General features: G+C 43.4%; 27 protein-coding genes. 19 read left to right on the top strand and 8 right to left on the bottom strand.

Annotated features, from left to right (window positions below; all coding sequences use genetic code 11):
- Positions 1 to 12 precede the first annotated feature (12 nt).
- From LVY74_RS05340 to LVY74_RS05295, 10 genes are all read left to right on the top strand, one after another.
- Positions 13 to 885 carry an urease accessory protein UreD gene (locus LVY74_RS05340; protein ID WP_237814478.1) on the top strand — a complete coding sequence of 291 codons (873 nt, stop codon included), beginning with the start codon at positions 13 to 15 and terminating at the stop codon, positions 883 to 885.
- 99 nt (positions 886 to 984) lie between these two features.
- Positions 985 to 1,287 carry an urease subunit gamma gene (gene ureA, locus LVY74_RS05335; RefSeq protein ID WP_111892830.1) on the top strand — a complete coding sequence of 101 codons (303 nt, stop codon included), beginning with the start codon at positions 985 to 987 and terminating at the stop codon, positions 1,285 to 1,287.
- A 14-nt stretch (positions 1,288 to 1,301) separates the two neighbouring features.
- Positions 1,302 to 1,610: an urease subunit beta gene (locus LVY74_RS05330; protein WP_111892828.1), complete on the top strand. Its 309-nt coding sequence runs from the start codon at positions 1,302 to 1,304 to the stop codon at positions 1,608 to 1,610.
- Positions 1,610 to 2,059, top strand: a complete 450-nt coding sequence (locus LVY74_RS05325) for a GNAT family N-acetyltransferase (RefSeq protein ID WP_237814168.1) — start codon at positions 1,610 to 1,612, stop codon at positions 2,057 to 2,059. Before LVY74_RS05330 ends, LVY74_RS05325 begins: the two co-directional genes overlap by 1 nt.
- 16 nt (positions 2,060 to 2,075) lie before the next feature.
- Entirely contained in the window at positions 2,076 to 3,776 is a 1,701-nt protein-coding gene (gene ureC / locus LVY74_RS05320; RefSeq protein WP_237814167.1) for an urease subunit alpha, read from the top strand.
- A gap of 66 nt (positions 3,777 to 3,842) precedes the next feature.
- Positions 3,843 to 4,325, top strand: coding sequence for an urease accessory protein UreE (gene ureE / locus LVY74_RS05315; protein WP_237814166.1), 483 nt, complete (start codon positions 3,843 to 3,845; stop codon positions 4,323 to 4,325).
- On the top strand, positions 4,312 to 4,977 hold the full coding sequence (locus LVY74_RS05310) for an urease accessory protein UreF (protein ID WP_237814165.1): 666 nt from the start codon (positions 4,312 to 4,314) through the stop codon (positions 4,975 to 4,977). Before ureE ends, LVY74_RS05310 begins: the two co-directional genes overlap by 14 nt.
- A gap of 48 nt (positions 4,978 to 5,025) precedes the next feature.
- The gene (gene ureG, locus LVY74_RS05305) at positions 5,026 to 5,640 is read left to right on the top strand and encodes an urease accessory protein UreG (protein WP_111892820.1); all 615 of its coding nucleotides are present in this window, start codon (positions 5,026 to 5,028) and stop codon (positions 5,638 to 5,640) included.
- Between the two features lie 11 nt (positions 5,641 to 5,651).
- Positions 5,652 to 6,227 (top strand): HupE/UreJ family protein, encoded by a 576-nt coding sequence (locus LVY74_RS05300; protein ID WP_237814164.1) that lies wholly within the window; start codon positions 5,652 to 5,654, stop codon positions 6,225 to 6,227.
- A 234-nt stretch (positions 6,228 to 6,461) separates the two neighbouring features.
- The gene (locus tag LVY74_RS05295) at positions 6,462 to 6,689 is read left to right on the top strand and encodes a hypothetical protein (RefSeq protein ID WP_237814163.1); all 228 of its coding nucleotides are present in this window, start codon (positions 6,462 to 6,464) and stop codon (positions 6,687 to 6,689) included.
- Here LVY74_RS05295 and rsmD read toward each other — a convergent pair whose 3' ends face one another.
- Positions 6,690 to 7,238: a 16S rRNA (guanine(966)-N(2))-methyltransferase RsmD gene (rsmD, locus tag LVY74_RS05290; RefSeq protein WP_237814162.1), complete on the bottom strand. Its 549-nt coding sequence runs from the start codon at positions 7,236 to 7,238 to the stop codon at positions 6,690 to 6,692.
- 2 nt (positions 7,239 to 7,240) lie between these two features.
- Complete coding sequence (mrdA, locus tag LVY74_RS05285) at positions 7,241 to 9,262, bottom strand: penicillin-binding protein 2 (RefSeq protein ID WP_237814161.1); 2,022 nt, start codon at positions 9,260 to 9,262, stop codon at positions 7,241 to 7,243.
- A gap of 318 nt (positions 9,263 to 9,580) precedes the next feature.
- Between mrdA and LVY74_RS05280 the strand changes: the two genes are divergently transcribed.
- From LVY74_RS05280 to LVY74_RS05270, 3 genes are all read left to right on the top strand, one after another.
- Positions 9,581 to 10,897, top strand: coding sequence for a hypothetical protein (locus LVY74_RS05280; RefSeq protein WP_237814160.1), 1,317 nt, complete (start codon positions 9,581 to 9,583; stop codon positions 10,895 to 10,897).
- A gap of 74 nt (positions 10,898 to 10,971) precedes the next feature.
- Positions 10,972 to 11,631: an adenylate kinase gene (gene adk / locus LVY74_RS05275; protein ID WP_237814159.1), complete on the top strand. Its 660-nt coding sequence runs from the start codon at positions 10,972 to 10,974 to the stop codon at positions 11,629 to 11,631.
- 67 nt (positions 11,632 to 11,698) lie between these two features.
- Positions 11,699 to 11,866 carry a hypothetical protein gene (locus tag LVY74_RS05270; RefSeq protein ID WP_237814158.1) on the top strand — a complete coding sequence of 56 codons (168 nt, stop codon included), beginning with the start codon at positions 11,699 to 11,701 and terminating at the stop codon, positions 11,864 to 11,866.
- Positions 11,867 to 11,899: 33 nt separating this feature from the next.
- On the opposite strand, the gene nth is transcribed toward LVY74_RS05270, so the two are convergent.
- The 3 genes from nth to LVY74_RS05255 all read right to left on the bottom strand — a co-directional run bounded on the left by nth (position 11,900) and on the right by LVY74_RS05255 (position 14,313).
- A complete protein-coding gene (gene nth, locus LVY74_RS05265) occupies positions 11,900 to 12,586 on the bottom strand; it encodes an endonuclease III (protein WP_237814157.1) in 687 nt (228 codons plus the stop codon).
- The gene (locus LVY74_RS05260; protein ID WP_237814156.1) at positions 12,586 to 13,383 is read right to left on the bottom strand and encodes an RnfABCDGE type electron transport complex subunit B; all 798 of its coding nucleotides are present in this window, start codon (positions 13,381 to 13,383) and stop codon (positions 12,586 to 12,588) included. The genes nth and LVY74_RS05260 overlap by 1 nt, the downstream gene beginning before the upstream one ends.
- 150 nt (positions 13,384 to 13,533) lie before the next feature.
- Positions 13,534 to 14,313: a ferredoxin--NADP reductase gene (locus LVY74_RS05255; RefSeq protein WP_237814155.1), complete on the bottom strand. Its 780-nt coding sequence runs from the start codon at positions 14,311 to 14,313 to the stop codon at positions 13,534 to 13,536.
- A gap of 101 nt (positions 14,314 to 14,414) precedes the next feature.
- Between LVY74_RS05255 and tsaA the strand changes: the two genes are divergently transcribed.
- The 5 genes from tsaA (at position 14,415) to LVY74_RS05230 (ending at position 19,516) form a co-directional block, all read left to right on the top strand.
- Entirely contained in the window at positions 14,415 to 15,134 is a 720-nt protein-coding gene (gene tsaA, locus LVY74_RS05250) for a tRNA (N6-threonylcarbamoyladenosine(37)-N6)-methyltransferase TrmO (protein WP_237814154.1), read from the top strand.
- A gap of 103 nt (positions 15,135 to 15,237) precedes the next feature.
- Positions 15,238 to 17,019: a GspE/PulE family protein gene (locus LVY74_RS05245; protein WP_237814153.1), complete on the top strand. Its 1,782-nt coding sequence runs from the start codon at positions 15,238 to 15,240 to the stop codon at positions 17,017 to 17,019.
- A gap of 83 nt (positions 17,020 to 17,102) precedes the next feature.
- Positions 17,103 to 17,459 carry a NirD/YgiW/YdeI family stress tolerance protein gene (locus LVY74_RS05240; RefSeq protein WP_237814152.1) on the top strand — a complete coding sequence of 119 codons (357 nt, stop codon included), beginning with the start codon at positions 17,103 to 17,105 and terminating at the stop codon, positions 17,457 to 17,459.
- 66 nt (positions 17,460 to 17,525) lie between these two features.
- Positions 17,526 to 18,191, top strand: coding sequence for a response regulator (locus tag LVY74_RS05235; RefSeq protein WP_237814151.1), 666 nt, complete (start codon positions 17,526 to 17,528; stop codon positions 18,189 to 18,191).
- Positions 18,188 to 19,516 (top strand): ATP-binding protein, encoded by a 1,329-nt coding sequence (locus LVY74_RS05230; protein ID WP_237814150.1) that lies wholly within the window; start codon positions 18,188 to 18,190, stop codon positions 19,514 to 19,516. Before LVY74_RS05235 ends, LVY74_RS05230 begins: the two co-directional genes overlap by 4 nt.
- Before the next feature lie 80 nt (positions 19,517 to 19,596).
- Here LVY74_RS05230 and hemP read toward each other — a convergent pair whose 3' ends face one another.
- Entirely contained in the window at positions 19,597 to 19,767 is a 171-nt protein-coding gene (hemP, locus tag LVY74_RS05225) for a hemin uptake protein HemP (protein WP_111892798.1), read from the bottom strand.
- Between the two features lie 135 nt (positions 19,768 to 19,902).
- Between hemP and LVY74_RS05220 the strand changes: the two genes are divergently transcribed.
- The gene (locus LVY74_RS05220; protein WP_237814149.1) at positions 19,903 to 20,799 is read left to right on the top strand and encodes an NUDIX domain-containing protein; all 897 of its coding nucleotides are present in this window, start codon (positions 19,903 to 19,905) and stop codon (positions 20,797 to 20,799) included.
- Here LVY74_RS05220 and LVY74_RS05215 read toward each other — a convergent pair.
- Together LVY74_RS05215 and mrcB are read right to left on the bottom strand one after the other, a co-directional pair.
- Complete coding sequence (locus LVY74_RS05215; RefSeq protein WP_237814148.1) at positions 20,796 to 21,341, bottom strand: hypothetical protein; 546 nt, start codon at positions 21,339 to 21,341, stop codon at positions 20,796 to 20,798. The two genes, LVY74_RS05220 and LVY74_RS05215, sit on opposite strands and share 4 nt — an antisense overlap.
- A 63-nt stretch (positions 21,342 to 21,404) precedes the next feature.
- Positions 21,405 to 23,795, bottom strand: coding sequence for a penicillin-binding protein 1B (gene mrcB, locus LVY74_RS05210; RefSeq protein ID WP_237814147.1), 2,391 nt, complete (start codon positions 23,793 to 23,795; stop codon positions 21,405 to 21,407).
- Positions 23,796 to 23,979 lie beyond the last annotated feature (184 nt).

Below are 23,979 nucleotides of genomic sequence, written 5' to 3'. Positions count from 1 at the left end.
TGTATGAGTCATATGCAAAATGCCTTGATCACAGGGATATCACAGCCTGAGCGTTGGTATGCACGCTTAGAATTAAAATTTACCGCACAGCAAAAACGCACCATATTAAGTCATAGAAAACATTTTGGCCCGCTTCGGGTGCAAAAAATGTTATGGCCAGAAAAAACAGGGGTGTGTCATAGCATTATTGTACATCCACCTGCGGGGATTGCGGGTGGTGATCATCTGACCTTTGATGTGGAAGTGCAAAAACAGGCACATGCTTTAGTGACAACGCCTGGTGCAGGAAAGTGGTATAAAACCAATGGAAAGCAAGCCTTTCAACATACTTATTTACAGGTTCAAAAACAGGCAACTCTAGAGTGGTTACCTCAAGAAGTCATGCTCTTTAATGGTGCGAATGCTTATTCAGAAACGCACATTCATCTGGCACAGTCAGCGAGCTTTATCGGCTGGGATATGCTGGTGCTTGGGCGTCAGGCACGTCAGGAAAGCTTTGAAACGGGTCAGTACCATAATCAATTGCGGTTATGGCGTGTAGATAAGTTACTGGTTGCAGATACCTTGCAATTTCAAGGTAATGACCGTTGGCTAAACTCCTGTTTAGGCATGAATCGGCAAGCAGTGCTTGGCAACTTGTGGGCGGTCGCGCCTGAGCAATTTCGAGCAAACGTGATTTTGGAAGAACAGATTGAATTGATTCGTGAATTAATGATGCGTATGAAGGTTCCTGTCACCTTAACTTTATTGAATGATGTGGTGAGCGCACGTTATCTCGGACAAGACACGCGGCAATGTCACGATGCGTTTGCTGCGATTCGGGCGCGTTTGCGTCGTTATTGGTTTGATCTGGATGAAGAATTTCCACGCATCTGGCGCACTTAAATTACGTCATATTGCTTATTTTCAAAACATCCAATTTCATTAAGCTGTGTTTTAGCACATATTTTGCTTAGTTAAAGGCAAATAAATCAGGAAAGAGATATGGAACTCAATCCCACAGAAAAAGATAAGTTACTCATATTTACTGCGGGTCTGGTGGCAGAGCGTCGTAAGGCACGTGGTTTAAAACTGAATTATCCAGAGGCAATCGCTTTTATTTCAGCAGCACTACTTGAAGGTGCGCGAGATGGGATGAGTGTTGCTGACCTTATGCACTATGGTACGACTTTGCTTGGGCGTGAAGATGTGATGGATGGTGTTGCAGAAATGATTGCTGAGGTTCAGGTTGAAGCAACTTTCCCTGATGGTTCAAAACTGGTCACAGTTCACCAACCGATTGTTTAAACAGGAGAATAAACATGATTCCTGGAGAAGTACTGACCTCTGGTGTAGACATTGAACTCAACGCTGGGCGAGAAACTTTAAAAATATCCGTCAGCAATATTGGTGATCGTCCGATTCAGGTTGGTTCACATTTTCATTTTTATGAAGCCAATGATGCCTTGCAGTTTGACCGTGAAGCCAGTAAAGGTTTTCGTTTGAATATTGCTGCGGGAACGGCTGTGCGTTTTGAGCCAGGGCAAAGCCGAGATGTTGAATTGGTGGCGTTGGCGGGCAAACGTGAAGTCTATGGCTTTGCAGGACGTGTCATGGGGAAACTGGATTGATGATGCAAATTCGGCAGGCGACTCCTCAAGATGTTCAGGCGATTCAAACTTTAATGCAGCCCTATTTTGCAGATTTCGTGGTTGATGAATCAGGATTAGCACATTTTACTGAGCAAGTGGTGCTGGACTTTATTCATCATTCTGAAGTGCATTCATTTGTTGCCGAGCAAGATCAGCAAATTTTAGGGGTGATTGCGTATCGTGAGCCTGCGCATCTGCTGCATTTCTTTGTGGATCAGCATTATCACTCGCAAGGGATTGGCAAACAGCTATGGCAATGGGTCGAGCAGCACGCCTTGCAGCAAGAGATTCAGGAATTTACCGTCAATTCGAGCTGTGCTGCACAAGATGTGTATCGCCATTTTGGTTTTGAAACTGTACAAGATGTGAAAGAAGCACATGGGCTACGTTTTATTGCCATGAAAAAGACTTATCCCGCAACACAATAAAATTAGGGTGAAAATCATGAAAATGTCGCGTCGTGCGTATACGGAAATGTTTGGGCCTACCGTCGGTGACCGTGTCCGTTTAGCCGATACCGAGTTGTTTGTCGAAGTGGAACAAGACTTCACCACTTATGGTGAAGAAGTTAAATTTGGTGGTGGTAAGGTCATCCGTGACGGGATGGGGCAGTCACAATTATTGGCGGATGAGGTCGCAGATACCGTGATTACCAATGCCTTGATTGTCGATTGGTGGGGCATTGTCAAAGCTGACGTTGGTCTGAAAAATGGACGTATCTGGAAAATTGGTAAGGCAGGTAACCCTGATATTCAGCCGAATATTACCATTTCACTCGGTGCAGCCACCGAAGTGATTGCAGGTGAAGGGCAGATTTTGACGGCTGGCGGTGTCGATACCCATATTCACTGGATTTGCCCGCAGCAAGTAGAAACGGCGCTGATGTCTGGCGTGACCACCATGGTTGGTGGTGGAACTGGACCTGCCGCAGGAACATCGGCAACCACAGTGACTCCTGGTCCTTGGCATATTGGCACGATGCTGCAAGCCATTGATGATCTGCCGATGAATATTGGGCTACTGGGTAAAGGGAATTTGAGTTTGCCAGATCCGATTCGTGAACAGATCAAAGCAGGCGTGATCGGGCTGAAACTGCATGAAGATTGGGGTTCAACCCCTGCGGCGATTGATAACTGCCTAAGCGTTGCCGATGAATACGATGTACAAGTGGCGATTCATACCGATACCTTGAACGAGGGCGGCTTTTTGGAAGAAACCCTTGCCGCATTTAAAGGGCGTACCATCCACACCTACCATACCGAGGGTGCAGGCGGTGGGCATGCACCTGATATTTTAAAAGCCATTGGGCAAAGCAATGTCTTGCCATCTTCAACCAATCCAACCCGTCCTTATACCATCAACACCATTGATGAGCATTTGGATATGTTGATGGTGTGCCATCACCTTGATCCAGCAATTGCCGAAGATGTAGCTTTTGCAGAAAGTCGTATTCGCCGTGAAACCATTGCTGCGGAAGATATTTTGCAGGATATGGGGGCGATTGCCATGATGTCTTCGGACTCACAAGCAATGGGGCGTGTCGGTGAGGTAATTATTCGCACATGGCAAACTGCCCATAAAATGAAAGTGCAGCGCGGCAGCCTAGAGGGTGACAATGCTCAGCACGATAACAATCGTGTGAAGCGTTATATCGCCAAATATACGATTAACCCTGCAATTACGCACGGTTTGAGTCATGAAATCGGCTCGGTTGAAGAAGGGAAACTGGCGGATTTGGTGTTGTGGAAACCTGCCTTTTTTGGGGTGAAACCCTCCATGATCATTAAGGGTGGCATGATTGCGGCTGCACCAATGGGGGATATTAATGCCTCGATTCCAACCCCGCAGCCTGTGCATTATCGTCCGATGTTTGGTGCATTTCCGCGCGGGGTACATCGTACATGTTTGACGTTCTTGCCACAGGTGGCGATTGATGCGGGTATCGCAGAACAGCTCCAACTGAAAAAAATGATTAGCCCATGCAAAAACACCCGCTACATCAACAAGCAGGACATGAAACACAATAGTTATTGCCCTGTAATGGATGTGCATCCTGAAACATATGAAGTACGTGCTGATGGTGAGCTGCTCACTTGTGAGCCTGCGGATGTTTTGCCGATGGCACAGCGTTACTTCTTATTTTAAAAAAGATTTGAGAGAATTTTGCAATATTGTGCAAGAACAAAAGCCATGGAAAGTGAGTATGACAACATGAAAATTTATACCCAACGTCTTGACAATATCGCAGTGGAACAGCCTTTTGAGGTGGTGGAACTGAGCTTTGATACCCGTCAGAAATCACGTTTTCGTGCCACATTAAACAATGGAACGGATATTGGTGCGGACTTGCCACGCACGGGTATTTTACGCAGTGGTTCATTGATTGCCACGCCAAGCGGTGAAATTTTACGGGTCGATGCCAAAGCTGAACGATTGATGTGTGTGACTGCACCGACTCAGTTTGACTTGCTTAAGGCAGCTTATCATTTGGGTAACCGTCATGTGCCACTGATGTTGACCCCAACCGCTTTGTATTTCGAGCCAGATCATGTCTTGGCTGAAATGGTGGAAGGTTTAGGTTTGGCAGTGAATGAAGTTGAGCATCCATTTGAACCTGAAAGCGGGGCATATGCACAGCACAGCCATGATCATCGTTTAAGCCCGATTAAGGCTTTACATCATGTCCATCACTAATGCAGCGCAACTGCTGAAGTTATTGACACTGTCTTCGACTGCATTGCCAGTCGGTGCGTACTGCTATTCGCAAGGTGTAGAAAGTGCCATTCAGATTGGGCTGATTCAGGATGAAGCCAGTAGTAAAGCGTACTTTGAAGAGGTACTTGAAATGTTGCTGGTGCGTTTTGAACTACCAATGTTACAGCGCTTAATGCAGAGTTATGCGGATACAGAGCAGTTTGACCAATGGGCGAATCTGTACCGATCCAGTCGAGAGAGCAAAGAATTTTTGGCAGAGTCGCAGCAACTGGCATTTTCTTTAAATGCATGGATTAAAGATGTGCTGCAAATTCCTGTGGAAGTCAAAAAACAGTTGGGTTTTGTACCTGTCTATGCACAGCTCTGTGGTCGCTTAGAACTTGAACTGGTTGATGTGCTGACAGCTTATACCTTTACTGTACTGGAAAATCAGGTCTTGGCTGCTGTGAAAACTGTGCCACTTGGACAAATCGCAGGGCAGCGGATTTTATGGCATGTGCATGGGCTGATTCCTGATGCCATACAGCGTGCCATGCAATTGCAAGATCATGAAATCAGTAGCGCGTTACCACACTATGCCATGCTGAGTATGCAGCATGAAACCCAATATTCACGATTATTTAGATCATAAAAAGATTGCCTTGTTTTATGAGTGCAATTCGTTAAGAAGGAAACAAAAATGTCAGAACGTAGCCCATTGCGTGTTGGAATTGGTGGTCCAGTGGGATCAGGCAAAACCGCATTAACCTTAAATTTATGCCGTGCTTTACGTGACAAATACAACATGGCAGTTGTGACCAATGACATTTATACCAAAGAAGATTCGAACTTTTTAACCCGTAATGAAGCCATGAATCCTGAGCGGATTGTTGGCGTGGAAACGGGGGGTTGCCCGCATACTGCGATTCGTGAAGACGCATCGATTAATCTTGCAGCCATTGATGACTTGTGTGAGAAATTCGATGGCTTGGAGCTGATCATCATCGAAAGTGGTGGTGATAACTTGGCAGCAACCTTTAGCCCTGAATTGTCTGATTTGACTTTATATGTGATTGATGTGGCGGGTGGTGAGAAGATTCCACGTAAAGGTGGGCCAGGCATTACCAAGTCAGATTTGCTGATTATTAATAAAACTGACCTCGCCCCAATGGTTGGTGCAAATTTGGATGTGATGGATCAGGATGCCAAGCGTATGCGTGGTGAGAAGCCTTTCTTATTTTCCAATATGAAAACCCAAGATGGTTTGGCAGAAATCATTAGCTTCATTGAGAAACAAGGTTTATTTAAATCATAAGGAGTCATGGCATGAAAATTTTAAAAACATTGAGCAGTGCTTTGATCCTGAGCGCATTACCTGTACTTGCGATGGCACACCCCGGGCATGAATTTCCACAGCTTGGCTTTTTAAGTGGTTTTGTTCACCCATTTACTGGGCTTGATCATATGTCTATGGCGGCAGGTCTGGGTGTATTACTTTGGAAAACCAAACGCCAATCGCAAATGTCGGGTGTAGTTGCGTTAGTGGCTGCTTTACTGATGGGTTTTGTAGTTGGTGCGCAAAACCTATTTAGTGCATCGGTAGCAGAATATGGCATTGTGGCATCGTTAATGATGCTGGCTGTAGCATTGTGGCGTAAGCACAATGTCATGATGCCTGTGGCAACAGCAGCTTTGGCGATTTTCCACGGTATGGCACATGGCGTTGAACTGAGTTCTCATGGGCACTGGGCAGGGTTGATGCTCGGTATGGTGACTGCCATGGCGTTGCTATACGGTATTGGTTTGGGGGTGGGCGCTTTGCTTGAGCGTTATATTCCAGAGCAGGGTCGTAAAATCGTAGCAGGCATGGTGGCACTGGTTGGTTTGTTAGGCTTGGCGTAATTTAGTCTTTTAGATATCAAAGAAAAGTTAAAGTCATTTGTTGCTTTAACTTTTTTACTGAAGTGCATCACTTTTCACATGCTTTTACATGATGTTTTCATCAGTTGCAAAACTTCAGTGAAACCACGGCTCAATTTACATCACTTAGCAAGAGTTTTTAGGACGCTTCTTTAACAATAGCGCAATGCTATTCTGCTGATTAAGCTTGCCATGAAGTATTTTTGGATTAGCCTGATGTGTTTGATTTCATTTAATGGCTGTATGGTGCCGCATGCCCATGCCACGCAGCTCAAGCACATGATTGTATCTTCTGAACCGCTGAAACCCTTACATATTGAAAATGGCTTTCATGACGATGATGGTCGTGAACATGAGCCACAACAGACACGCCGTGAAACTGCCTATGCAGAGGACTTGCGCCGTGATGATCCTCCTGATCAGGAGGAAGTCAGTGAGATATAATCAAAGCTGTTTTTGAAATAAACCCGCTTGAACCTGACCTGCTTTGGTTTGCTTGAGGAGCTTCCATGAAGAGGGAAGCTTTAAACTATTAAGTGCTCGGTCAGCTTCCACATAAATCAAGCCCTGATCTTTTAAATGGACATCAGCAAGTTCAGCCAATTCCTGCCACAAATCCAAGCTATAAGGCGGATCAAGAAAAACCAGATCAAATGCTTGATTGAGCTTGGGTAAAACACTTTGCGCAGTATTGCTATAAAGCTGACAGTTTTCAGCTTTGAGCAATTGAATGTTGTCTTTGAGGAATTTCGCCTGAGTACGATCAGGTTCAATCATGATGACTCGTGCAGCCCCACGCGATAAAGCTTCGAAAGCTAGTGCACCTGAACCTGTGCAGACATCTAGCACCACCGCATTTTGAATATCCCACATTAACCAGTTAAACAGCGTTTCACGCACACGGTCAGGTGTTGGGCGTAAGCCATCAATTGAAGCAAAGCTTAATTGACGACGTTTCCATTCTCCACCAATAATACGTAACTGATTTTTCATAATTATTCCGTAATCTCAGCTTGTGGTGCAGTAGTCGCTGCATTAGGTTTCTTCATCTGCTGATTTTTTTGCTTATTGGGAACAGCATTTGGATCGGCTTGTAAAATACTTTGTCCACTTGGTAACTGGCTTGGCTGAATCCCTGCGGTCATCAAGCTGCCTGTGATTTGATGTGTGGTTGGTCGAATCGGATTGTTTTTACGTTGAACCATCCAATAGTCAAAGACAGGGCGAGCCAATTGTGCTGCCGCACCACCATGTCGACCATTTTCTAAAATGACTGAAATTGCAATTTCAGGCTTTTCAGCAGGAGCAAACCCCACAAATAAACCATGGTCAAGCTGACGCTCTGTCAAAATTGCTTCGTTATAGCGTTTACCCTGTGCAATACTTTTAACTTGTGCAGTCCCTGTTTTTCCTGCGATTTGATAGGCACTGGTTCGAATACCACGACCTGTCCCTGAGTTAATCACATTGACCATCGCATCACGCATTCTGCTCCAGTCTTCATCTGTGCCTTTAAACTGAACACGACCATCAGGGGCATTACGTACAGGAAAGGGTTTGGCACCACGCGTATTGCTTACCACATGCGGGATAAGATGATAACCGTGGTTCGATACGATCGAAATGGCCATCGCAAGTTGAATTGGAGTTGCGGTAAATGCACCTTGACCAATACTGACCGAAATCGTTTCACCTTTGAGCCATTTGGCTTTACGGGTACGCATTTTCCACTCTGGGTTTGGGTATAAGCCTGAGCTTTCATTTGGCAGATCAATCCCCGTCTTTTCTCCAAAACCAAACTGACGCATCCATGAGTTCATGTGATCAATTCCCATCTGGTTTGCTAAAATATAAAAGAACGTATCACAAGATTCTTGAATAGCTTTGTTGAGATCAACAATCCCATGTCCTGTTTTTTTCCAGTCACGGAATTTATGTGAGTCGCCAGGCAAGTGGAAATAACCTGGGTCATTAATGGTGGTTGACCAGTCAATCACGCCATAATTGATACCACCAAGTCCTTCAACAGGCTTAATGGTTGATCCTGGTGGATAAACCCCTTGTAAAGCACGGTTATAAAGTGGCTGGTCAAGGTTGTCGCGCAGTCCCACATAGTCTTTGGTGCTAATCCCTGATACAAACAGATTCGGGTTGAAACTTGGGCTAGACACCATCGCCAAAATTTCACCTGTACGTGGATCCATGGCCACGATTGCACCACGACGACCTGCCAGTTGTTCAGAAGCGACTGTTTGTAAACCATAGTCAATCGACAAATATAAGTCATTACCACGAACAGGATCTTTACGACCTAAGTGGCGCAGGACATTACCATGTGCATCGGCTTCCACCGATTCATTGCCAGGTGTGCCATGCAGTAAATCTTCATAAGATTTTTCAATCCCAATTTTCCCAATCAGGTTGGTTCCTGCATAAACATCTTTATTAATATTTTTTAATTCACGGTCGTTAATTCGCCCCACATAACCAATCACATGGGCAAATAATTCGCCGTAAGGATAGTAGCGCGTCATTTGTGTTTCGATATTGACGCCAGGAAACTGGTATTTGACCTCACTAAATTTGGCAATTTCGGCTTCATTCAAGTTCAGTTTAAGTGCGACTCGTTCAGTCTTTTTGGCTGTTTTAATTCGGCTATTAAAGCGATCAATATCATCTTGGGTCAGATCAAGAATAGGAATCAGTTTTTTAACGGTATCATCAATATCTTCAACATCGGCTCGGCTAATCGTTGCAGTAAAAACAGGATAGTTGTCTGCCAGTAAAATTCCATTACGATCATAGATATAACCACGTGCAGGGGGCAGAGGCTGTAGACGAATACGGTTATTGTCAGATGCGGTCTGGAATTCTTGATAATGAAAAATCTGCAAATAAACGTAACGTGCAATCAGTGTTGCAAAGCATAAGAAAACGATCCCGATGGCAATAAAAATTCGGCTACGAAAGAGGCGTTTTTCTTCTTGAACATTCTTTAAGGGAAAATGTTGCTTCATATGCGTATCGTCAATCAGCCAGAGGGGAGAATTAAAGGCGGATTATTTTAACTCAACCAGACAATGAAAGTCGCAGGTATTTTACCCATTCTGTGTAAAACTTGTAGTTTGACTGATTTGACAGCAGTTTTTCTGTCAATCTGGCTACAGTGCAAGCTGAAAATCTGCTACAGTGCATGCTAGAACAATATTTAAAAATCACGCTTGTGAAGTGGTAAAATTACGGTCTTACAAATTTGGTATATTTTAAGCAATTGTATTCGTTCAAAATGGCCATTTTCTATTGAACTCCTGAAGTCATAGCGTACGAGAGCATGCATGTTCGAATTTATTAGTCATTTGTGGCAAGTTTTTATGCATCGTCCTGATCACTGGGCGGTGATAAGTATTATCCCTGTGACTGCATTTGTAACATGGGCACATGTCTGGATGGCACTCAAAATGGTGTTCTATCCGATTCAGTTTTTTGGTTTTCATCTTGGCAATTTACCCATTGGTTGGCAAGGCATTGTGCCACGTAAAGCGGGTCGAATTTCAGGCATTATCACAGATAACACCTTAAAAAAAATTGGTTCACTCAGTGAGTTTCTTCAGGCAATGGATCCTGAGGAAATGGCAAAAATTATTGGGGAACAAGTCAATCATGAACTGGAAAATCTGATTGATGAGATCATGCTGGAGCGCAATCCTGTGCTTTGGGAAAATATTCCGTATTCCATTCGTCGTCGTATTTATGATCAGGGACATAAACAGTTGCCTGCCGTTCTTGAGCATTTGGTCACTGAGCTGACTTACAATGTCGAATCACTGGTCGATATGCGTGAAATGGTCGTTAGCCAAATGGAAGCTGATCCCAAGCTTATGGTTCGCATGTTCCTGAAGGTTGGCCAAAAAGAAATTAATTTCATCTGGCATATTAGTGCCTTGATTGGTTGTGTGTTTGGTTTATTTCAAATGGTGGTTTGGTTCTTGGTGCCTTGGCACTGGACAGTCCCATTTTGGGCATCCATTTGGGGTTTTCTGACCAACTGGATTGCGATCTGGATGGTGTTTAATCCGCTCTATCCACATTACGTTCGCTATCCACAATTTTTCCGCCGCACCCACAATCACCAATTTCCATGGATTGTGCCTGTGATTCCTCGGATTGGGACATATAATATTCAAGGTGCATTCATGAAACGTCAGGAAGAAGTGTCCGATGTTTTTGCTAAAGTGGTGACTGAAGAGTTAATTACTTTAAAAACCATCATGACTGAAATGATGTATGGTCATCATAAAGACAAAACCCGACGCCTTGTTAAACAGCATGTCAATCAGATTATGGACACGCCTTTGGTTCGTACCACATTGCAATTGTCTTTAGGGCCAAGAGAGTACGCCAAGTTAAAAACAGACTTGATTGACCGCTCAATTGAAATTACGATGGTACCTGTAAGCGACCCTGCATTTAATGCGAGCCGTGCACGTAAAATATTTCAAATGTTTCGAGATCGTATTCGTGATCTAACTCCAAGCGAGTTCCAGAATTTGTTACGTCCCGCGTTTAAAGAGGATGAGTGGATTTTGATTGTATTGGGGGGGGTGACTGGCTTTATTGCTGGTACAATACATTTGTTTGTTGCTTTTTTATAATACTTAACAGTTTCAGAGATTTAAAATCTTTGGACAGGTTAAGACTGTTTTCATTTTAGATGAGGATTTATTAGATGCGCATTATCTTACTCGGACCACCTGGCGCAGGTAAAGGTACTCAAGCTCAGTTGATCTGTAAGCGCTATGATATCCCACAAATTTCAACTGGCGATATGCTCCGTGCAGCGATTCGTGAAGGAACCGAATTAGGGTTGAAAGCGAAAAGTGTAATGGAATCTGGTGGTTTGGTTTCTGACGATTTAATTATCGGCTTAGTCAAAGAGCGTATTGCCCAGCCTGATTGTGTCAATGGCTGTATTTTTGACGGTTTCCCTCGTACGATTCCTCAAGCAGAAGCGCTAGAGAAAGAAGGCATTAACATCGATCACGTGATTGAAATTGATGTCGCAGACGAAGAAATCATCAACCGTCTTTCTGGTCGCCGTCAGCACCCTGCATCGGGTCGTGTGTACCACGTTGTCTATAACCCACCAAAAGTGGAAGGTAAAGATGACGAAACTGGTGAAGATCTTGTTCAACGTCCCGACGATCAAGAAGAAACCATTCGTAAACGTTTGGCTGCTTATCATGCAGAAACTGAACAATTGGTTGGCTTCTATCAAGGTCGTGCAGCTTCTGGTGAAAATGCCCCAAGCTATGACAAATTGAATGGCTTACGCCCAATTGACAATGTTCAAACTGATTTGTTCGCGATTTTAGATCAAGCGAAATAATTGATTTAAAAAAATAAAGAGCCTACAAATCTCGTAGGCTCTTTTTTTATAGAGGAGAAAATCGCACATGATGTTAAAATTGGCACTCATTGCTTTAGTGGTTATAAGTTTGGCAGGGTTAATCTTTTTAATATTACAAAGCAAGAAAATGCTCAATGATGTGGTAAAAGAGCATAAGCAGGCATCTAAACCTCAACCAACCAAGAAAATAATGCCATCTAAAAAGAAGCGCTAATTTAAAATTGATGCTTAGTATGACGAATTAAAATCAATCTTCTTGTTTAGGCTTTACAGGTTTGACCGCACCAAAGTCGAAACGATCTGACCAGTTACATACATCGGAAACCACACATTCACCACATTTAGGTTTACGTGCGACACAGCAGTAACGACCATGTAAAATCAACCAGTGATGGGCATCTAACATAAATTCTTTTGGAATGACTTTAATTAAGCGTTGCTCAACTTCAAGCACATTTTTTCCAACCGCCAAACCTGTACGATTGCCCAAACGGAAAATGTGGGTATCTACTGCCATAGTGGGTTGCCCAAAAGCCGTATTGAGCACCACATTGGCTGTTTTACGTCCAACCCCTGGAAGTGCTTCCAAATCTTTTCGATTATCTGGAACTTGGCTGTGATGTTGACCGATTAAAATTTCACAGGTCTTGATCACGTTTTCAGCTTTTGAATTATATAAGCCAATGGTTCTGATATAGCTTTTTAAACCTTCTAAGCCTAGCGCCAAAATCTGTTCAGGCGTATTGGCAACAGGATAAAGTTTATCGGTGGCTTTATTCACACTGACATCGGTGGCTTGAGCTGAGAGCATGACCGCAATAAGCAATTCAAAAGGCGATGAAAAATTGAGTTCAGTCGTTGGTTCAGGACGCTGTTCACGTAACCGTTCAAAAAAAGTTTGAACCTGCTTTTTGGTCATGTTCTTACTGGACATTAGCCTTCACCTTGCAGTGCATTTAACTCAGCAGTGAGCTGATCAAGTTGTTCACGTTTTGCTGGGTTGTCGCGTACGCTGAGCTGTTTTTCAAGCTTCTTAATTTGAGTGCGTAGTTTCGCCAGTTCAATAGTGGTTTTAGCATCGGCAACCAAATCTTGTTCAGCCGATTTTTCAATACGCTGAATGGTGGGTACGCTATTTAAGTAGCTTGAAAACTGCACGAAGAGTTCGCTATCAATCGCTGCACGAACAATAGGGCCTTTACGTTTACTATGACGCTGCTCTTCACGGTAGATATGGGCATAATAACGATAGCGTAGATCATCTTGCTGTTCGGTTTGCTGTGCTGCTGTCGGTAAAGCTTGCGTATCTTCGATTAAGTCAATGCAGTCGACAGGACAGGGTGGAATACACAATTCACAACCTGTACACAGATCACTTAGAATGCTGTGCATTAATTTACCACTGCCAATAATCGCATCGACAGGGCAGGCACTCATACATTTGGTACAGCCAATACATTCATCTTCACGAATTACCGCTTTCATGCGCTGAGGTCGACCATCTGCCTGAATATCCCAAACACTTTCTTCGGCTTTGAGCAAAGGGCGATTGAGTAGCTGTGAAATGGCATCGGCAACAGGTTGACCGCCAGGGACGCATTTGTTGGCTTCTTCACCTTCACTAATTGCTTTGGCATAGGGCAAACATCCATCACGATGTCCACATAAGCCGCATTGGGTTTGTGGCAATAAGGCATCTATTTGCTGGATGAGAGGGAATGGCAAACTCATTTGGCTACGGCTATGCTAAAAACGAAAGCAAGAATTGTGCAGAAAAATGCCGAGATCGACAAGCTTTTTTCAAGCAGATGTCAGGTTTCTCAAGGCATTCCAATAAAAAAACCGAAGCATGGCGCTTCGGTTTTTCAGCGTACCGTAGAATTATTTTTCTACGAAAGCACGTTCAATCACGTAATCGCCCATTTCGCCCATACGTGGAGATTCTTTCAAACCATGTTGGTCAAGAAGCGCGGCAACGTCTTTCAGGAAGTGCGGGCTACCACACAGCATTGCACGGTCAGTTTCAGGGTTGAAACGTGGTAAACCGATTTTCTCAAATAATTGACCAGACTCAATTGCAGTGGTTACACGACCTTGAGTATGGAAGTCTTCACGAGTGACAGTTGGGTAGTAAACCAATTTGTCTTTAATGCCCAATTCTTCGAAGAATTCGTTGTTTGGCAATTCGTCTAAGATCAAGTCTTGGTAAGCCAATTCACTGATGAAACGTGTACCGTGAACCACAATCACTTTTTCAAAGCGTTCATAGGTTTCAGGATCACGAATCACAGACAAGAATGGAGCCAAACCTGTACCTGAAGAAAGAAGGTACAAGTTTTTACCTGGGAGTAAGTCATCAAGAACTAAAGTCCCTGTTGGCTTTTTAGAAATTAAAATTTCATCGCCCACTTGGATTTTTTGCAAAATCGAAGTCAATGGACCGTCTTGTACTTTAATTGAGAAGAACTCTAGCTCTTCTTCGTAGTTGGCACTTGCAATTGAGTAGGCACGCATTAACGGCTTGCCATTCACTTCAAGACCGATCATGACAAACTGACCATTCTTAAAGCGCAGGCTTTGATCACGTGTTGTTTTAAAACTAAATAAAGTGTCATTCCAATGGTGAACATGTGTTACACGTTCAGCGTTAAAAGCAGCCATTCAAGCAATCTCAATATGGATAATAAAAACTGAGGTGTATTTTAATCTAAAATGATTGCCGATAAACTGAATATATTTAATTGTGTTTATAAGAAAAAGTGATGATCGCTCCGCTTCAAGTTCCTGTGATTGGTTTCATGCAGTCGCCGTTCAAAGAAAAGTTCGGTATTCCACGTCAGCCGAATCTGGTGGATGTTGAATCTTATATTGTGATGCAAGCCCCGTATGATGATCCGCTTGCGTTTGTCGGCATCGAAGAATTTAGTCATTTGTGGCTGTTGTGGCAATTTCATCACAATAAGCCGCTTGATGGTTTTCGACCACAAATTCGCCCGCCAAGATTGGGTGGCAACCAAAAAATTGGGGTATTTGCTTCGCGTAGTATGTACCGACCTGCGCCGATTGGTTTATCCGTTGTGCGTTTTAAACGCATTGAACAGGTTGATGGTCAATTACGTGTGTATGTGTCGGGTGCTGATCTGGTCGATGGAACCCCAATTGTGGACATTAAGCCGTATATTGCTTATTCCGATGCGATTGCTGATGCGCAAAGTGGTTATGCTCGCGAAGCACCAGTACTCAATCAGGTGGTGTGGTCTGAAATAGCATTATCACAGCGTATTCAACTTACTGAAAATGGATTAGGTTCATCTCAACTGTATCAGGAGATTGAACAGGTCTTGGCACTCGACCCACGTCCTGCCTATCAAGATGATCCTGAACGGGTCTATGGACTGCATTTTGCAGATTTAAATGTTCGGTTTCAGGTCAAAGCGACAGAAATTGTGATTGTTGAGTTGATTGCATATGGCAGCAGATAAATACTTTTTAAAAAGATAGTTTTATTGCAGATCATTAATGTGCTGGCATGAAAGTGCTAAGATACGCGTTATAAAATCATAATCATATGTTTTGAGGCTTGCGATGCAGTCAAATCAGCGTTTACAACAATTTTCTTATTCAATCGATTTGACATGGTGCTTGGATCAGTTGCTTTGGGATGAAATGATTACTGAGCGCGATAAAGCGTTGGTGCAAACCACCCATCGGAGTAAGAACCAGTTATCGTGGCATCCATTGCAATGGATTGCTCAGTTTGATTTAACCAACCAACGTAATCAGCAGCAGAAACTGACATTAAACTTATTGTGCAAATGGCTTTCGGAAAAATCGAATCTGCCATTTTATGTGATTGATCCGCTTAAAGCAGATGTTTCGGCACTCACTGCCGTCATGTCGCAAGAGTTTGCAGTGCGCAATCATATTTTGGCCGTTGAGGTCAATGATACTGAAGTTCTGATTGGAACAGATCAACCTTTTTTAACCGATTGGATTGGATATTTAGAAAAAGGCTTAAAGCCCAAAAAAATTCAACGCGTTTTCTTAAGTCCTGAACAGTTACAGCGTTATCTCTCTGAATATTATCAAGTGAGTCGGGCAGTCAATTCATCCCAAAAAAATCAGGGTTATGAACGTGATAGTCGAGGTGTCGAAGCATTATTGCAACTCGGAGAGGTGACCCAGAACCCCGATGCCAATGATCAGCATATTGTAAAATTGGTGGACTGGATTTTACAGTTTGCCTTTGAGCAAGGGGCAAGTGATATTCACCTTGAACCACGTCGTGAAGACAGTAAAGTTCGTTTCCGTATCGATGGGATTTTACATACCATTTATAAAATGCCCTCAAATACACTCGGTGCAGTAATTGCGCGGATTAAGATTTTAGGGCGGATGAATGTTGCTGAGAAACGTAAACCGCAGGATGGTCGCTTAAAAACCCGTACACCAAGGGGCTTGGAAACTGAGCTTCGTTTAGCCACTTTGCCCACCGCATTTGGTGAAAAAATGGTGATGCGTATTTTTGACCCCGAAGTCTTGGTACGTAGTTTTGAACAGTTGGGGTTTGATGGAAGATTATTGAATCAATGGAATGAACTCACTCAGCATAGTCATGGGATTATTTTGGTGACAGGGCCAACAGGTTCGGGTAAAACCACCACCTTATATTCAACGCTAAAGCAGTTGGCAACTGATGAAGTCAATGTCTGTACCATTGAAGATCCGATTGAAATGATCGAGGGTAGCTTTAATCAGATGCAGGTCAATCATGGCATTGAACTGGGTTTTGCGGATGGCATTCGAGCATTGATGCGTCAAGACCCCGATATTATTATGGTGGGTGAGGTGCGTGACCAAGACACTGCCGATATGGCAATTCAGGCGGCATTGACAGGTCACTTGGTACTTTCAACCTTACATACCAATGATGCGCCTTCGAGTTTGACCCGTTTGCATGATTTAGGTGTGCAGCCATTTTTATCTTCAGCAACGTTATTGGGTATTTTGGCACAGCGTTTGGTGCGTAAACTCTGTCCACAATGCAAGCAAAGAGCACCTACCAACGAGCAGCAGTGGTTACATCTTACCGTTGATTATACAGTAGATGTTCCTGCGACCTCATATGTCCCTGTGGGCTGTGAAGCTTGCCGTTATACGGGTTATAAAGGACGTGTCGGGATCTATGAGTTCATGCCAATCAGTTTGCAACTCAAGCAAATGATCAGTGAAAATGTCCCTTTAAATGCTTTACGTTTTCAGTCAAAAAAAGAAGGTGTTGAACCTTTGCGTATTGCAGGAGCACGTAAAGTTGTTGCGGGAATCACTTCACTTGAAGAGGTTCTACGGGTTGTACCACTGAGCTAAATCTCAATCAAAATCATCTTAAGATTCAACTCATCTTGTTCTGTTGTAATCACAATAGAACAAGACATAGAAGGAGAATCTTCATGAAAACATTATCTTATCTTGGTTGTGCAGTTGCCATTTCAGTCAGTAGTGTCAGTTTAGCCAATCCCGTTAATCAGGCAGCTTTACAGCAAACCCAAGTCAGCCATGTTAAACAAGCATTGCTTGCACGCGATGATCAACTGGTACAGTTAAAAGGCTATATCACCAAAGCATTAGGCAATGAAAAGTATGAATTTCGCGATCAGACAGGGCACATCACTGTCGATATTGATGATGAGCTTTGGCAAGGTAAAGCCATTTCAGCAACAACACCTGTTGTCATTTTTGGTGAAGTGGATATTGACTACAAGCCGATTAAACGGGTTGAAATTGATGTAGATCGTGTCCAATTCTGATCTTTAAACAGATCACCCTGTTGCTGTACTTGGCTGGGTGATTTTTTGATTTTGGCAGATCATGATATGCGTATTTTATTGGTGGAAGATGATGCCTCTCAGGCAGAAAGTCTACAAACTTGGCTCGAAATGGATGGTTACACGGTTGACTGGGTTGCACGTGGAGACTATGCGCTACAGGCGATACAAACTCATGAATATGCTTGTATTTTGCTTGATCGTGGTTTGCCAAAACTGACAGGTGATCAGGTTATTCAGGCTTTGCGTCAACAATACAATGCAGTCCCTGTGATTCTAATTACCGCTCAAGATGCAATCGAGGATCGGGTCGCAGGGCTGGATCTGGGTGCAAATGATTATTTGGTCAAACCCTTTAGTCTGGAGGAGTTGTCTGCCCGAGTTCGTGCGCAACTACGCCAACGGCAGCAACAGCGCAATGATCAACTGAGTTATGGTGATTTACGTCTCGATTTATCTAGCAAAATGGTCTACCAACATGGGCAGCCATGTGAACTGACTGCCAAAGAATTTCAGATTTTACAGCGTCTCATGCAGCAGCCACAGCATATTGTGACCCGTGAGCAGTTAGAAGAATCAATTTATGCATGGGGTGATGAGACAGGAAGCAATACCATTGAAGTCTTTATTTATCAACTGCGTAAAAAACTGGGTAGTCAAAGTATTGTGACCTTACGTGGTTTAGGTTATCGCATGGGAGATCTGTTGTCATGAGCTTGCCGCAAGGTTCATTACAACGTCAATTGATTCGCAGCATATTACGCAGCAGTATGATGGCGGGTGTGATTGCTTTTATCTTATTGATTGCTCATAGTATTTATCAAAGTATGCAAATGCATGATGATCTGATGGATGAAGTTTCAGATATGCTGCTCATCTCGGATTTATCGCGTGTTTCAGGTCAACAACTCGATGAACTCAGTGATGAGTTTGATTTGCAATATGAGATGCGCTTAGGTACTCAGTTATTGACCCATTCCACAGACTATCAGCCCATTTTGTTCCAAGGTGCTTGGCAACAGGGGTACGGCTGGCATTGGCAACAGCATCAACTATGGCGTTGCTATGTGCAGCAGGATCGGCAGCGGCATTTGACGGTCGTGGTGGTTCAGCCTGTATTTGAGCGTTTTGAAGATTTTTTCCAGACCATTGCTTTATATGCTGCGGTTTTGGTGTTTCTGTGGACAGCACAGTGGTGGATGATGCATCGAGGGATTCAGCGTAGCTTTCAAAGTTTGCATCAGGTTCGTCAACAGATTGTGGCAAAAAATTCACAGGATTTAAGTCCGATTGATCTTCAGTCTACTCCGACCGAAATTCAGCCTTTACTGACGGCACTGAATCAGTTGTTTGAACAACTACAACGGGCTTTACATGCAGAGCAGCGTTTTACTGCAGATGCTTCACATGAGTTGCGTTCGCCTTTATCTGCAATGAGTATGCGTTTACAGGTGCTACAGCGAAAATACCAACAGGTTGCCTCTTTAGGGCAGGATTTACAGCCTATTCAGCAAGATATTCAGCGAACGACACAGGTCTTGGAAAATTTATTGTTGCTGGCTCGACTTGACCCCACTCATGCCACACAATTGCCCAAGCAAGAACTTGATCTTGTGCAGTTGTTGCAGCAAGCTTTCGAGAGTATCCAGCCCTACTTGTTACAGAAGAAGATATCGCTAGATGCTCATTTACCTGAGCGTCTGATCTTAATGGGCAACCAAGAACTTTTATTTAGTGCTGTGCGTAATTTGCTTGATAATGCAGCCCGCTATGTCCCTGAACATGGCACGATTTTTATTGAGCTTTTGCAAAAAGATCATCATGTTATCATCAGTATTGCTGACAATGGTCAGGGGGTTGATGAGGCAATCTTGACTCGATTGGGAGAGCGATTTTTTCGGGTGCTTGGCAATACGACTCAGGGTTCAGGCTTGGGCTTGTCGATTGTGAAAAAAATTATCGCTTTGCATCAAGGAACGGTCGATTTTCAGCAGGCAACGCAAGGTGGATTGCAGGTGCGAATTGAACTGCCACAATAAAAAAGCAGCACATTGCTCAGATATGCTGCTTGTTCCCACGTTTATTATTATATGACACTGTTTTTTTAAGATTGGTCTTATTACTTGGTGAGAATAAGTCGATTGTTTCGTGTCAAACGTAAGCGGTATTCTTCTCCTGCATGCATAATGCGGATTTCGCGACCCAGTGCAAACAGGTTATTGGAATGAAGCATGGGTAAAGATTGAGCAGTATCGGTGTTACGTGTAAATAAGCTAAATGGTGCGTTCATATTCTTGATTCCGTGGTGTCGGTGAGTGATTTAAATGATAATCATTATCGAATAAGGCTGTCAATGAAAATTTAGCGCTTTATTTGAAAACTTTGTAACATGCTCGACATGATCAGAATGACTCAAGGAACAGTGATGCAAAAAAACCAAATTGAAGTGGCAATTGGGCTACTTTTTTCTAAAACACGTGTTCTGGTTGGTTGGCGCAATGCTCAGCAACATCAAGGCAATAAAGCCGAATTTCCTGGGGGGAAGATTGAACAGGGTGAAACAGCTGAGCAAGCTTGTCGCCGTGAAGTGTTTGAAGAAGTTGGAATAGATTTAATTGACTGGCAGCCATTTGAGCTGATTCAACATGACTATGATGATGTCATTGTGCGGTTACATGTGTTTTTTAGCTATGTCCCTGAAGCAGTACTTCCTCAGATTCAACAGCCTTGGCAGTGGTATACACGCACCGAATTAGCCAACTTGAATTTTCCAAAAGCGAATCAACAACTGGTTCAACGCTTGGCACTGCCACAGCGTATTAAAATACGCACGCAATTAGAGGCATTGGCAGATTTGCAGCAGGGGCAAGTCATGTACTATCGCCCTGAACAACAAGCTGATTTAGCTGCTTTACACGCGCTATCTCAAGAACAACTGAACAAGCTTATTTTGAATAAAGTATGGGCTGAACAGTTGAGTTTAGATCAACAGGCACAACTGGTGGCGATTCATCTTAAACAACCACAACTATTTGCTACCCAACGTGGTGAGCTACGTGTAGGGCAGTGTTATTTGGCAGCTTGTCATGATTTGGCAGGATTGCAGCATGCTCAATATATTGGTTGTGATGCAGCTTTATTGAGTCCTGTACTGGCAACAGCCACACATCCAGAAGCTCAAGGTTTGGGTTGGGGGCAATTTCAGCAGATTGCTCAGCAGGTGGATTTACCCATTATTGCTTTGGGCGGTTTAAAGCATGAGGATTTAGGAATAGCCCAACAATGTGCAGCATATGGCATTGCGGGCATTTCTCAGATTTAAAGCTTGCTTAAGGCGAGTTTAGCTTGCTGAATAGCACTGGCATTGTGTTGTGCTTGTGCGATTTGTAAGCGGATGAGCCAGAATTGCTTTTGGGTACTACGGTCATCTGCCAGACTTAAACCCCGTTGGATTAAAGACTGTGCATGACTGTAGTTTTGTTTTTTCTGTGCCACTTGAGCCAAAACGATATAGCTTTGAGCTGCCTGAGGTGAAATCCGCTGTGCTTGCAATGCCAAATGTTCTGCCTGCGTCAGATTGTTTTGGCGGATGGCATGTTGGGCTTGTTGGATGAGCTGGCGAAAAACGGGTTTTTCTGAGCCGTCTGGTGCAGTGACAGGTTGTGGCGGTGCAGGAATAACTGTGCGTTTAATCTCAGGAACATGATAAGGCGTAACAGTAACCCCATTTGTATCGTTAGACGGTTTTTTTTCTTTTATTGGTGGTGTTGCTTGATGCGTTTGGGATTGTGGTTGATGGGCTAACTGAGTACAGCCAATAAAACTCAGACTCAATAAACAACTACTGATCAGTTTGAAATGCATTCGCAAAAATTCTCTATATCATGGGCTTGATCACCGTATCAAAGATGACCAAGCCCATTCAATTTACTGTTCGTAACTGCCGCTTGAGATGACTCGAGCTGGTGAATCGCTATTGCTATCTGTACTGTCACTTTCACGAATCAGATTTTCAAGATTGTCTGGGTTGTTGGATGTCACAGGTGCAGATGCGCTACCTGTGTCTTCAGGTGAATCCTGATTGTTGAAGAAGCCACAATCCGCACCTGGAGATGGAACATGATCTGCAAGAAGTGGAATGTACATTGCACCAGAACAGTTTGCACCAGACAAATGACCTGAACGTACATCGACCCATTGCCATTGGACATTGCTTGGTTGTTTGATATTGACAGGTTGCTGGCGTAACTGTTTCATGACATTGATCCAGACAGGTAAAGCACCTGATGAACCTGTTAATCCTGTGACTTTATTGTTGTCTAGACCTAACCAAACCACAGTTAAATAGTTACCTGAATACCCTGCGAACCACGAATCACGGGTATCGTTCGTTGTTCCTGATTTACCTGCAAGTTTTAAGGTCGATGGTAGACTGCCATAAGCTGCTTTACCTGTACCATTATTCATCACTTGCTGTAAGCCATAATTCAGCACATAAGCTGCCGCAGGATCAATGGTTTTTTGAACTTCTAAGCCATAATGCTCGAGGGTTTTTCCATTCTGATCAACCACAGAACGAATGGCTTTGGTTGGATATTTAAAGCCACCTGTAGCGAAGTTGTTATAAACACCTAAAACTTCCATTGGTGATAAATTGACAGCGCCCAAGAATACAGATGGATAAGAGGGAATATCACTGGTTACACCAAATTTGCGTAACTGATTGCTAAAAGTTGCAACACTAAACTCTTGACCTAAACGAACGGCTGCAAGGTTATATGAATGTTGCAGAGCTTGAACCATCGGCACAACGCCATGCTCACCACCACTATAGTTTTTAGGTGTCCATGCTTTCCCTTCGGTTGGAATGCTAATATAGGTGTCTTGAATCGCTGAAGCCCAGTTATAGCGACCTGATTCAATGGCACTCAAATAAATGACAGGTTTGAGCAATGAGCCAACTTGACGTTTTGCATCAATGGTACGGTTAAAACCTGTGAAGTTTTGAGTTGAGCCAACTGCTGCAACCAATTCACCATTGTCAGGGCGTTGAATAAGCACAGCACCTTGTAAATCGGCCAAGACACGCGGATTACGCTTAGATAAATTATCTACAGTTTCCTTAAAGCTATTTTGTACCTTAGTTTGAGCAACAGGATCAAGCGTGGTAAAAATACGTAAGCCCTGATTGGTCAAATCTGATTCTTGATATTCACTACGCAATTGACGACGGACAATATCCATAAAGTCAGGGAAGCGGGTTGGGCCAAGTGCTGGTTTAGCGACCACACCCAGTGGGCGGGCACTTTCTTGATCATACTGCGCTTGCGTCAGATAACCCATCACCAACATGTTGTGTAATACAGTATCGCGGCGGTTTTTCGCACCTTCTGGATTGCGCCAAGGATTATATAAAGATGGCCCTTGCACTAAACCGACCAAATACGCTTGCTGTGCAATATTGAGTTCGCGCAATGGTAGTCCAAAATAGAATTGAGATGCCAAACCATAACCATTAATTGAATAGTTACCATTTTGCCCCAAGTGGACTTCATTGAGGTAGGCTTCTAAAATCTCACTTTTACTGTAGTGCATTTCTAGCAATACAGACATTAACGCTTCATTGACCTTGCGTTTTAGGGTTTTTTCAGGGGAAAGATAGAAGTTTTTCACCAACTGTTGTGTCAGTGTCGAACCACCCTGACGTTTACCACCTGTAATGTTACTGACAATCGCACGTGCAGTACCACGGATTGAAATACCGTGATGATGGTAGAAATTACGGTCTTCTGTCGAAATTAATGCTTCAATGAGTGGTTTAGGTACATTTTTAAGCTTGATTAAAACGCGGTCTTCATTGTGTTGTGGATAAATGCCGCCAATCAATAAAGGTTCAAGACGAGTCATGCCTGTACTTGAGGGTTTTGTCGTGCGCACATCCTGCATTTGGTCATTGCCAAAAGTAATGTGCAAGACCTGTTCAGGTTCGCTACTATCACCAAAGTCAAAACCACGGGTATGAACATAGACGCTACTGCCACTCAGCAGATAGCTACCTGGTTGAGTATAGCCATCTGCTTTTTTATAGCCAAGCATTGCCAGTTCTTGGATAAAATCAGGCTCATTGACGGGTGCTTGATTGTAAATTTCAAGTGGGCGTGCATAAACTTTTGCAGGAATGTCCCAACGCTGACCTTCAAATTTTTTACGAATAACACTATCAATATGAAATACATACGCACTAAAAGCGAGGAATGCTGCAATAACAACAATACAGAAAATAAGAGGCAATAAACCAAGACCGCGTTGTGACTTCATAAAAAGTGATAAGCTATCCGACAGAAACCCTGTAATCATGCGAAGCTTTTATTTATTTTGCAATGATTATTCGCGAAACAATACAAAATTAAGCAATAATTTAGCGTTTTATCAGAGACTTTGTATTGTTTTTTCAAACCTGAAACAACGTGTTATTATGGCTGCGAATCCGAACGGAGCGCTT

The sequence above is a fragment of the Acinetobacter sp. ME22 genome, from assembly GCF_022012315.1.
In the GTDB taxonomy this organism is placed as follows: domain Bacteria; phylum Pseudomonadota; class Gammaproteobacteria; order Pseudomonadales; family Moraxellaceae; genus Acinetobacter; species Acinetobacter brisouii_A.
The sequence above is the reverse complement of the archived record's forward strand: the minus strand, read 5'-3'. Positions and strand labels throughout refer to the sequence as shown.

Bases quoted from the DNA above. Each gene is read 5' to 3' on its own strand.
- LVY74_RS05340 (WP_237814478.1), top strand. From the start codon at position 13: ATGCAAAATGCCTTGATCACAGGGATATCACAGCCTGAGCGTTGGTAT.
- ureA (WP_111892830.1), top strand. From the start codon at position 985: ATGGAACTCAATCCCACAGAAAAAGATAAGTTACTCATATTTACTGCG.
- LVY74_RS05330 (WP_111892828.1), top strand. From the start codon at position 1,302: ATGATTCCTGGAGAAGTACTGACCTCTGGTGTAGACATTGAACTCAAC.
- LVY74_RS05325 (WP_237814168.1), top strand. From the start codon at position 1,610: ATGATGCAAATTCGGCAGGCGACTCCTCAAGATGTTCAGGCGATTCAA.
- ureC (WP_237814167.1), top strand. From the start codon at position 2,076: ATGAAAATGTCGCGTCGTGCGTATACGGAAATGTTTGGGCCTACCGTC.
- ureE (WP_237814166.1), top strand. From the start codon at position 3,843: ATGAAAATTTATACCCAACGTCTTGACAATATCGCAGTGGAACAGCCT.
- LVY74_RS05310 (WP_237814165.1), top strand. From the start codon at position 4,312: ATGTCCATCACTAATGCAGCGCAACTGCTGAAGTTATTGACACTGTCT.
- ureG (WP_111892820.1), top strand. From the start codon at position 5,026: ATGTCAGAACGTAGCCCATTGCGTGTTGGAATTGGTGGTCCAGTGGGA.
- LVY74_RS05300 (WP_237814164.1), top strand. From the start codon at position 5,652: ATGAAAATTTTAAAAACATTGAGCAGTGCTTTGATCCTGAGCGCATTA.
- LVY74_RS05295 (WP_237814163.1), top strand. From the start codon at position 6,462: ATGTGTTTGATTTCATTTAATGGCTGTATGGTGCCGCATGCCCATGCC.
- rsmD (WP_237814162.1), bottom strand. From the start codon at position 7,238: ATGAAAAATCAGTTACGTATTATTGGTGGAGAATGGAAACGTCGTCAA.
- mrdA (WP_237814161.1), bottom strand. From the start codon at position 9,262: ATGAAGCAACATTTTCCCTTAAAGAATGTTCAAGAAGAAAAACGCCTC.
- LVY74_RS05280 (WP_237814160.1), top strand. From the start codon at position 9,581: ATGTTCGAATTTATTAGTCATTTGTGGCAAGTTTTTATGCATCGTCCT.
- adk (WP_237814159.1), top strand. From the start codon at position 10,972: ATGCGCATTATCTTACTCGGACCACCTGGCGCAGGTAAAGGTACTCAA.
- LVY74_RS05270 (WP_237814158.1), top strand. From the start codon at position 11,699: ATGATGTTAAAATTGGCACTCATTGCTTTAGTGGTTATAAGTTTGGCA.
- nth (WP_237814157.1), bottom strand. From the start codon at position 12,586: ATGTCCAGTAAGAACATGACCAAAAAGCAGGTTCAAACTTTTTTTGAA.
- LVY74_RS05260 (WP_237814156.1), bottom strand. From the start codon at position 13,383: ATGAGTTTGCCATTCCCTCTCATCCAGCAAATAGATGCCTTATTGCCA.
- LVY74_RS05255 (WP_237814155.1), bottom strand. From the start codon at position 14,313: ATGGCTGCTTTTAACGCTGAACGTGTAACACATGTTCACCATTGGAAT.
- tsaA (WP_237814154.1), top strand. From the start codon at position 14,415: ATGATCGCTCCGCTTCAAGTTCCTGTGATTGGTTTCATGCAGTCGCCG.
- LVY74_RS05245 (WP_237814153.1), top strand. From the start codon at position 15,238: ATGCAGTCAAATCAGCGTTTACAACAATTTTCTTATTCAATCGATTTG.
- LVY74_RS05240 (WP_237814152.1), top strand. From the start codon at position 17,103: ATGAAAACATTATCTTATCTTGGTTGTGCAGTTGCCATTTCAGTCAGT.
- LVY74_RS05235 (WP_237814151.1), top strand. From the start codon at position 17,526: ATGCGTATTTTATTGGTGGAAGATGATGCCTCTCAGGCAGAAAGTCTA.
- LVY74_RS05230 (WP_237814150.1), top strand. From the start codon at position 18,188: ATGAGCTTGCCGCAAGGTTCATTACAACGTCAATTGATTCGCAGCATA.
- hemP (WP_111892798.1), bottom strand. From the start codon at position 19,767: ATGAACGCACCATTTAGCTTATTTACACGTAACACCGATACTGCTCAA.
- LVY74_RS05220 (WP_237814149.1), top strand. From the start codon at position 19,903: ATGCAAAAAAACCAAATTGAAGTGGCAATTGGGCTACTTTTTTCTAAA.
- LVY74_RS05215 (WP_237814148.1), bottom strand. From the start codon at position 21,341: ATGCATTTCAAACTGATCAGTAGTTGTTTATTGAGTCTGAGTTTTATT.
- mrcB (WP_237814147.1), bottom strand. From the start codon at position 23,795: ATGAAGTCACAACGCGGTCTTGGTTTATTGCCTCTTATTTTCTGTATT.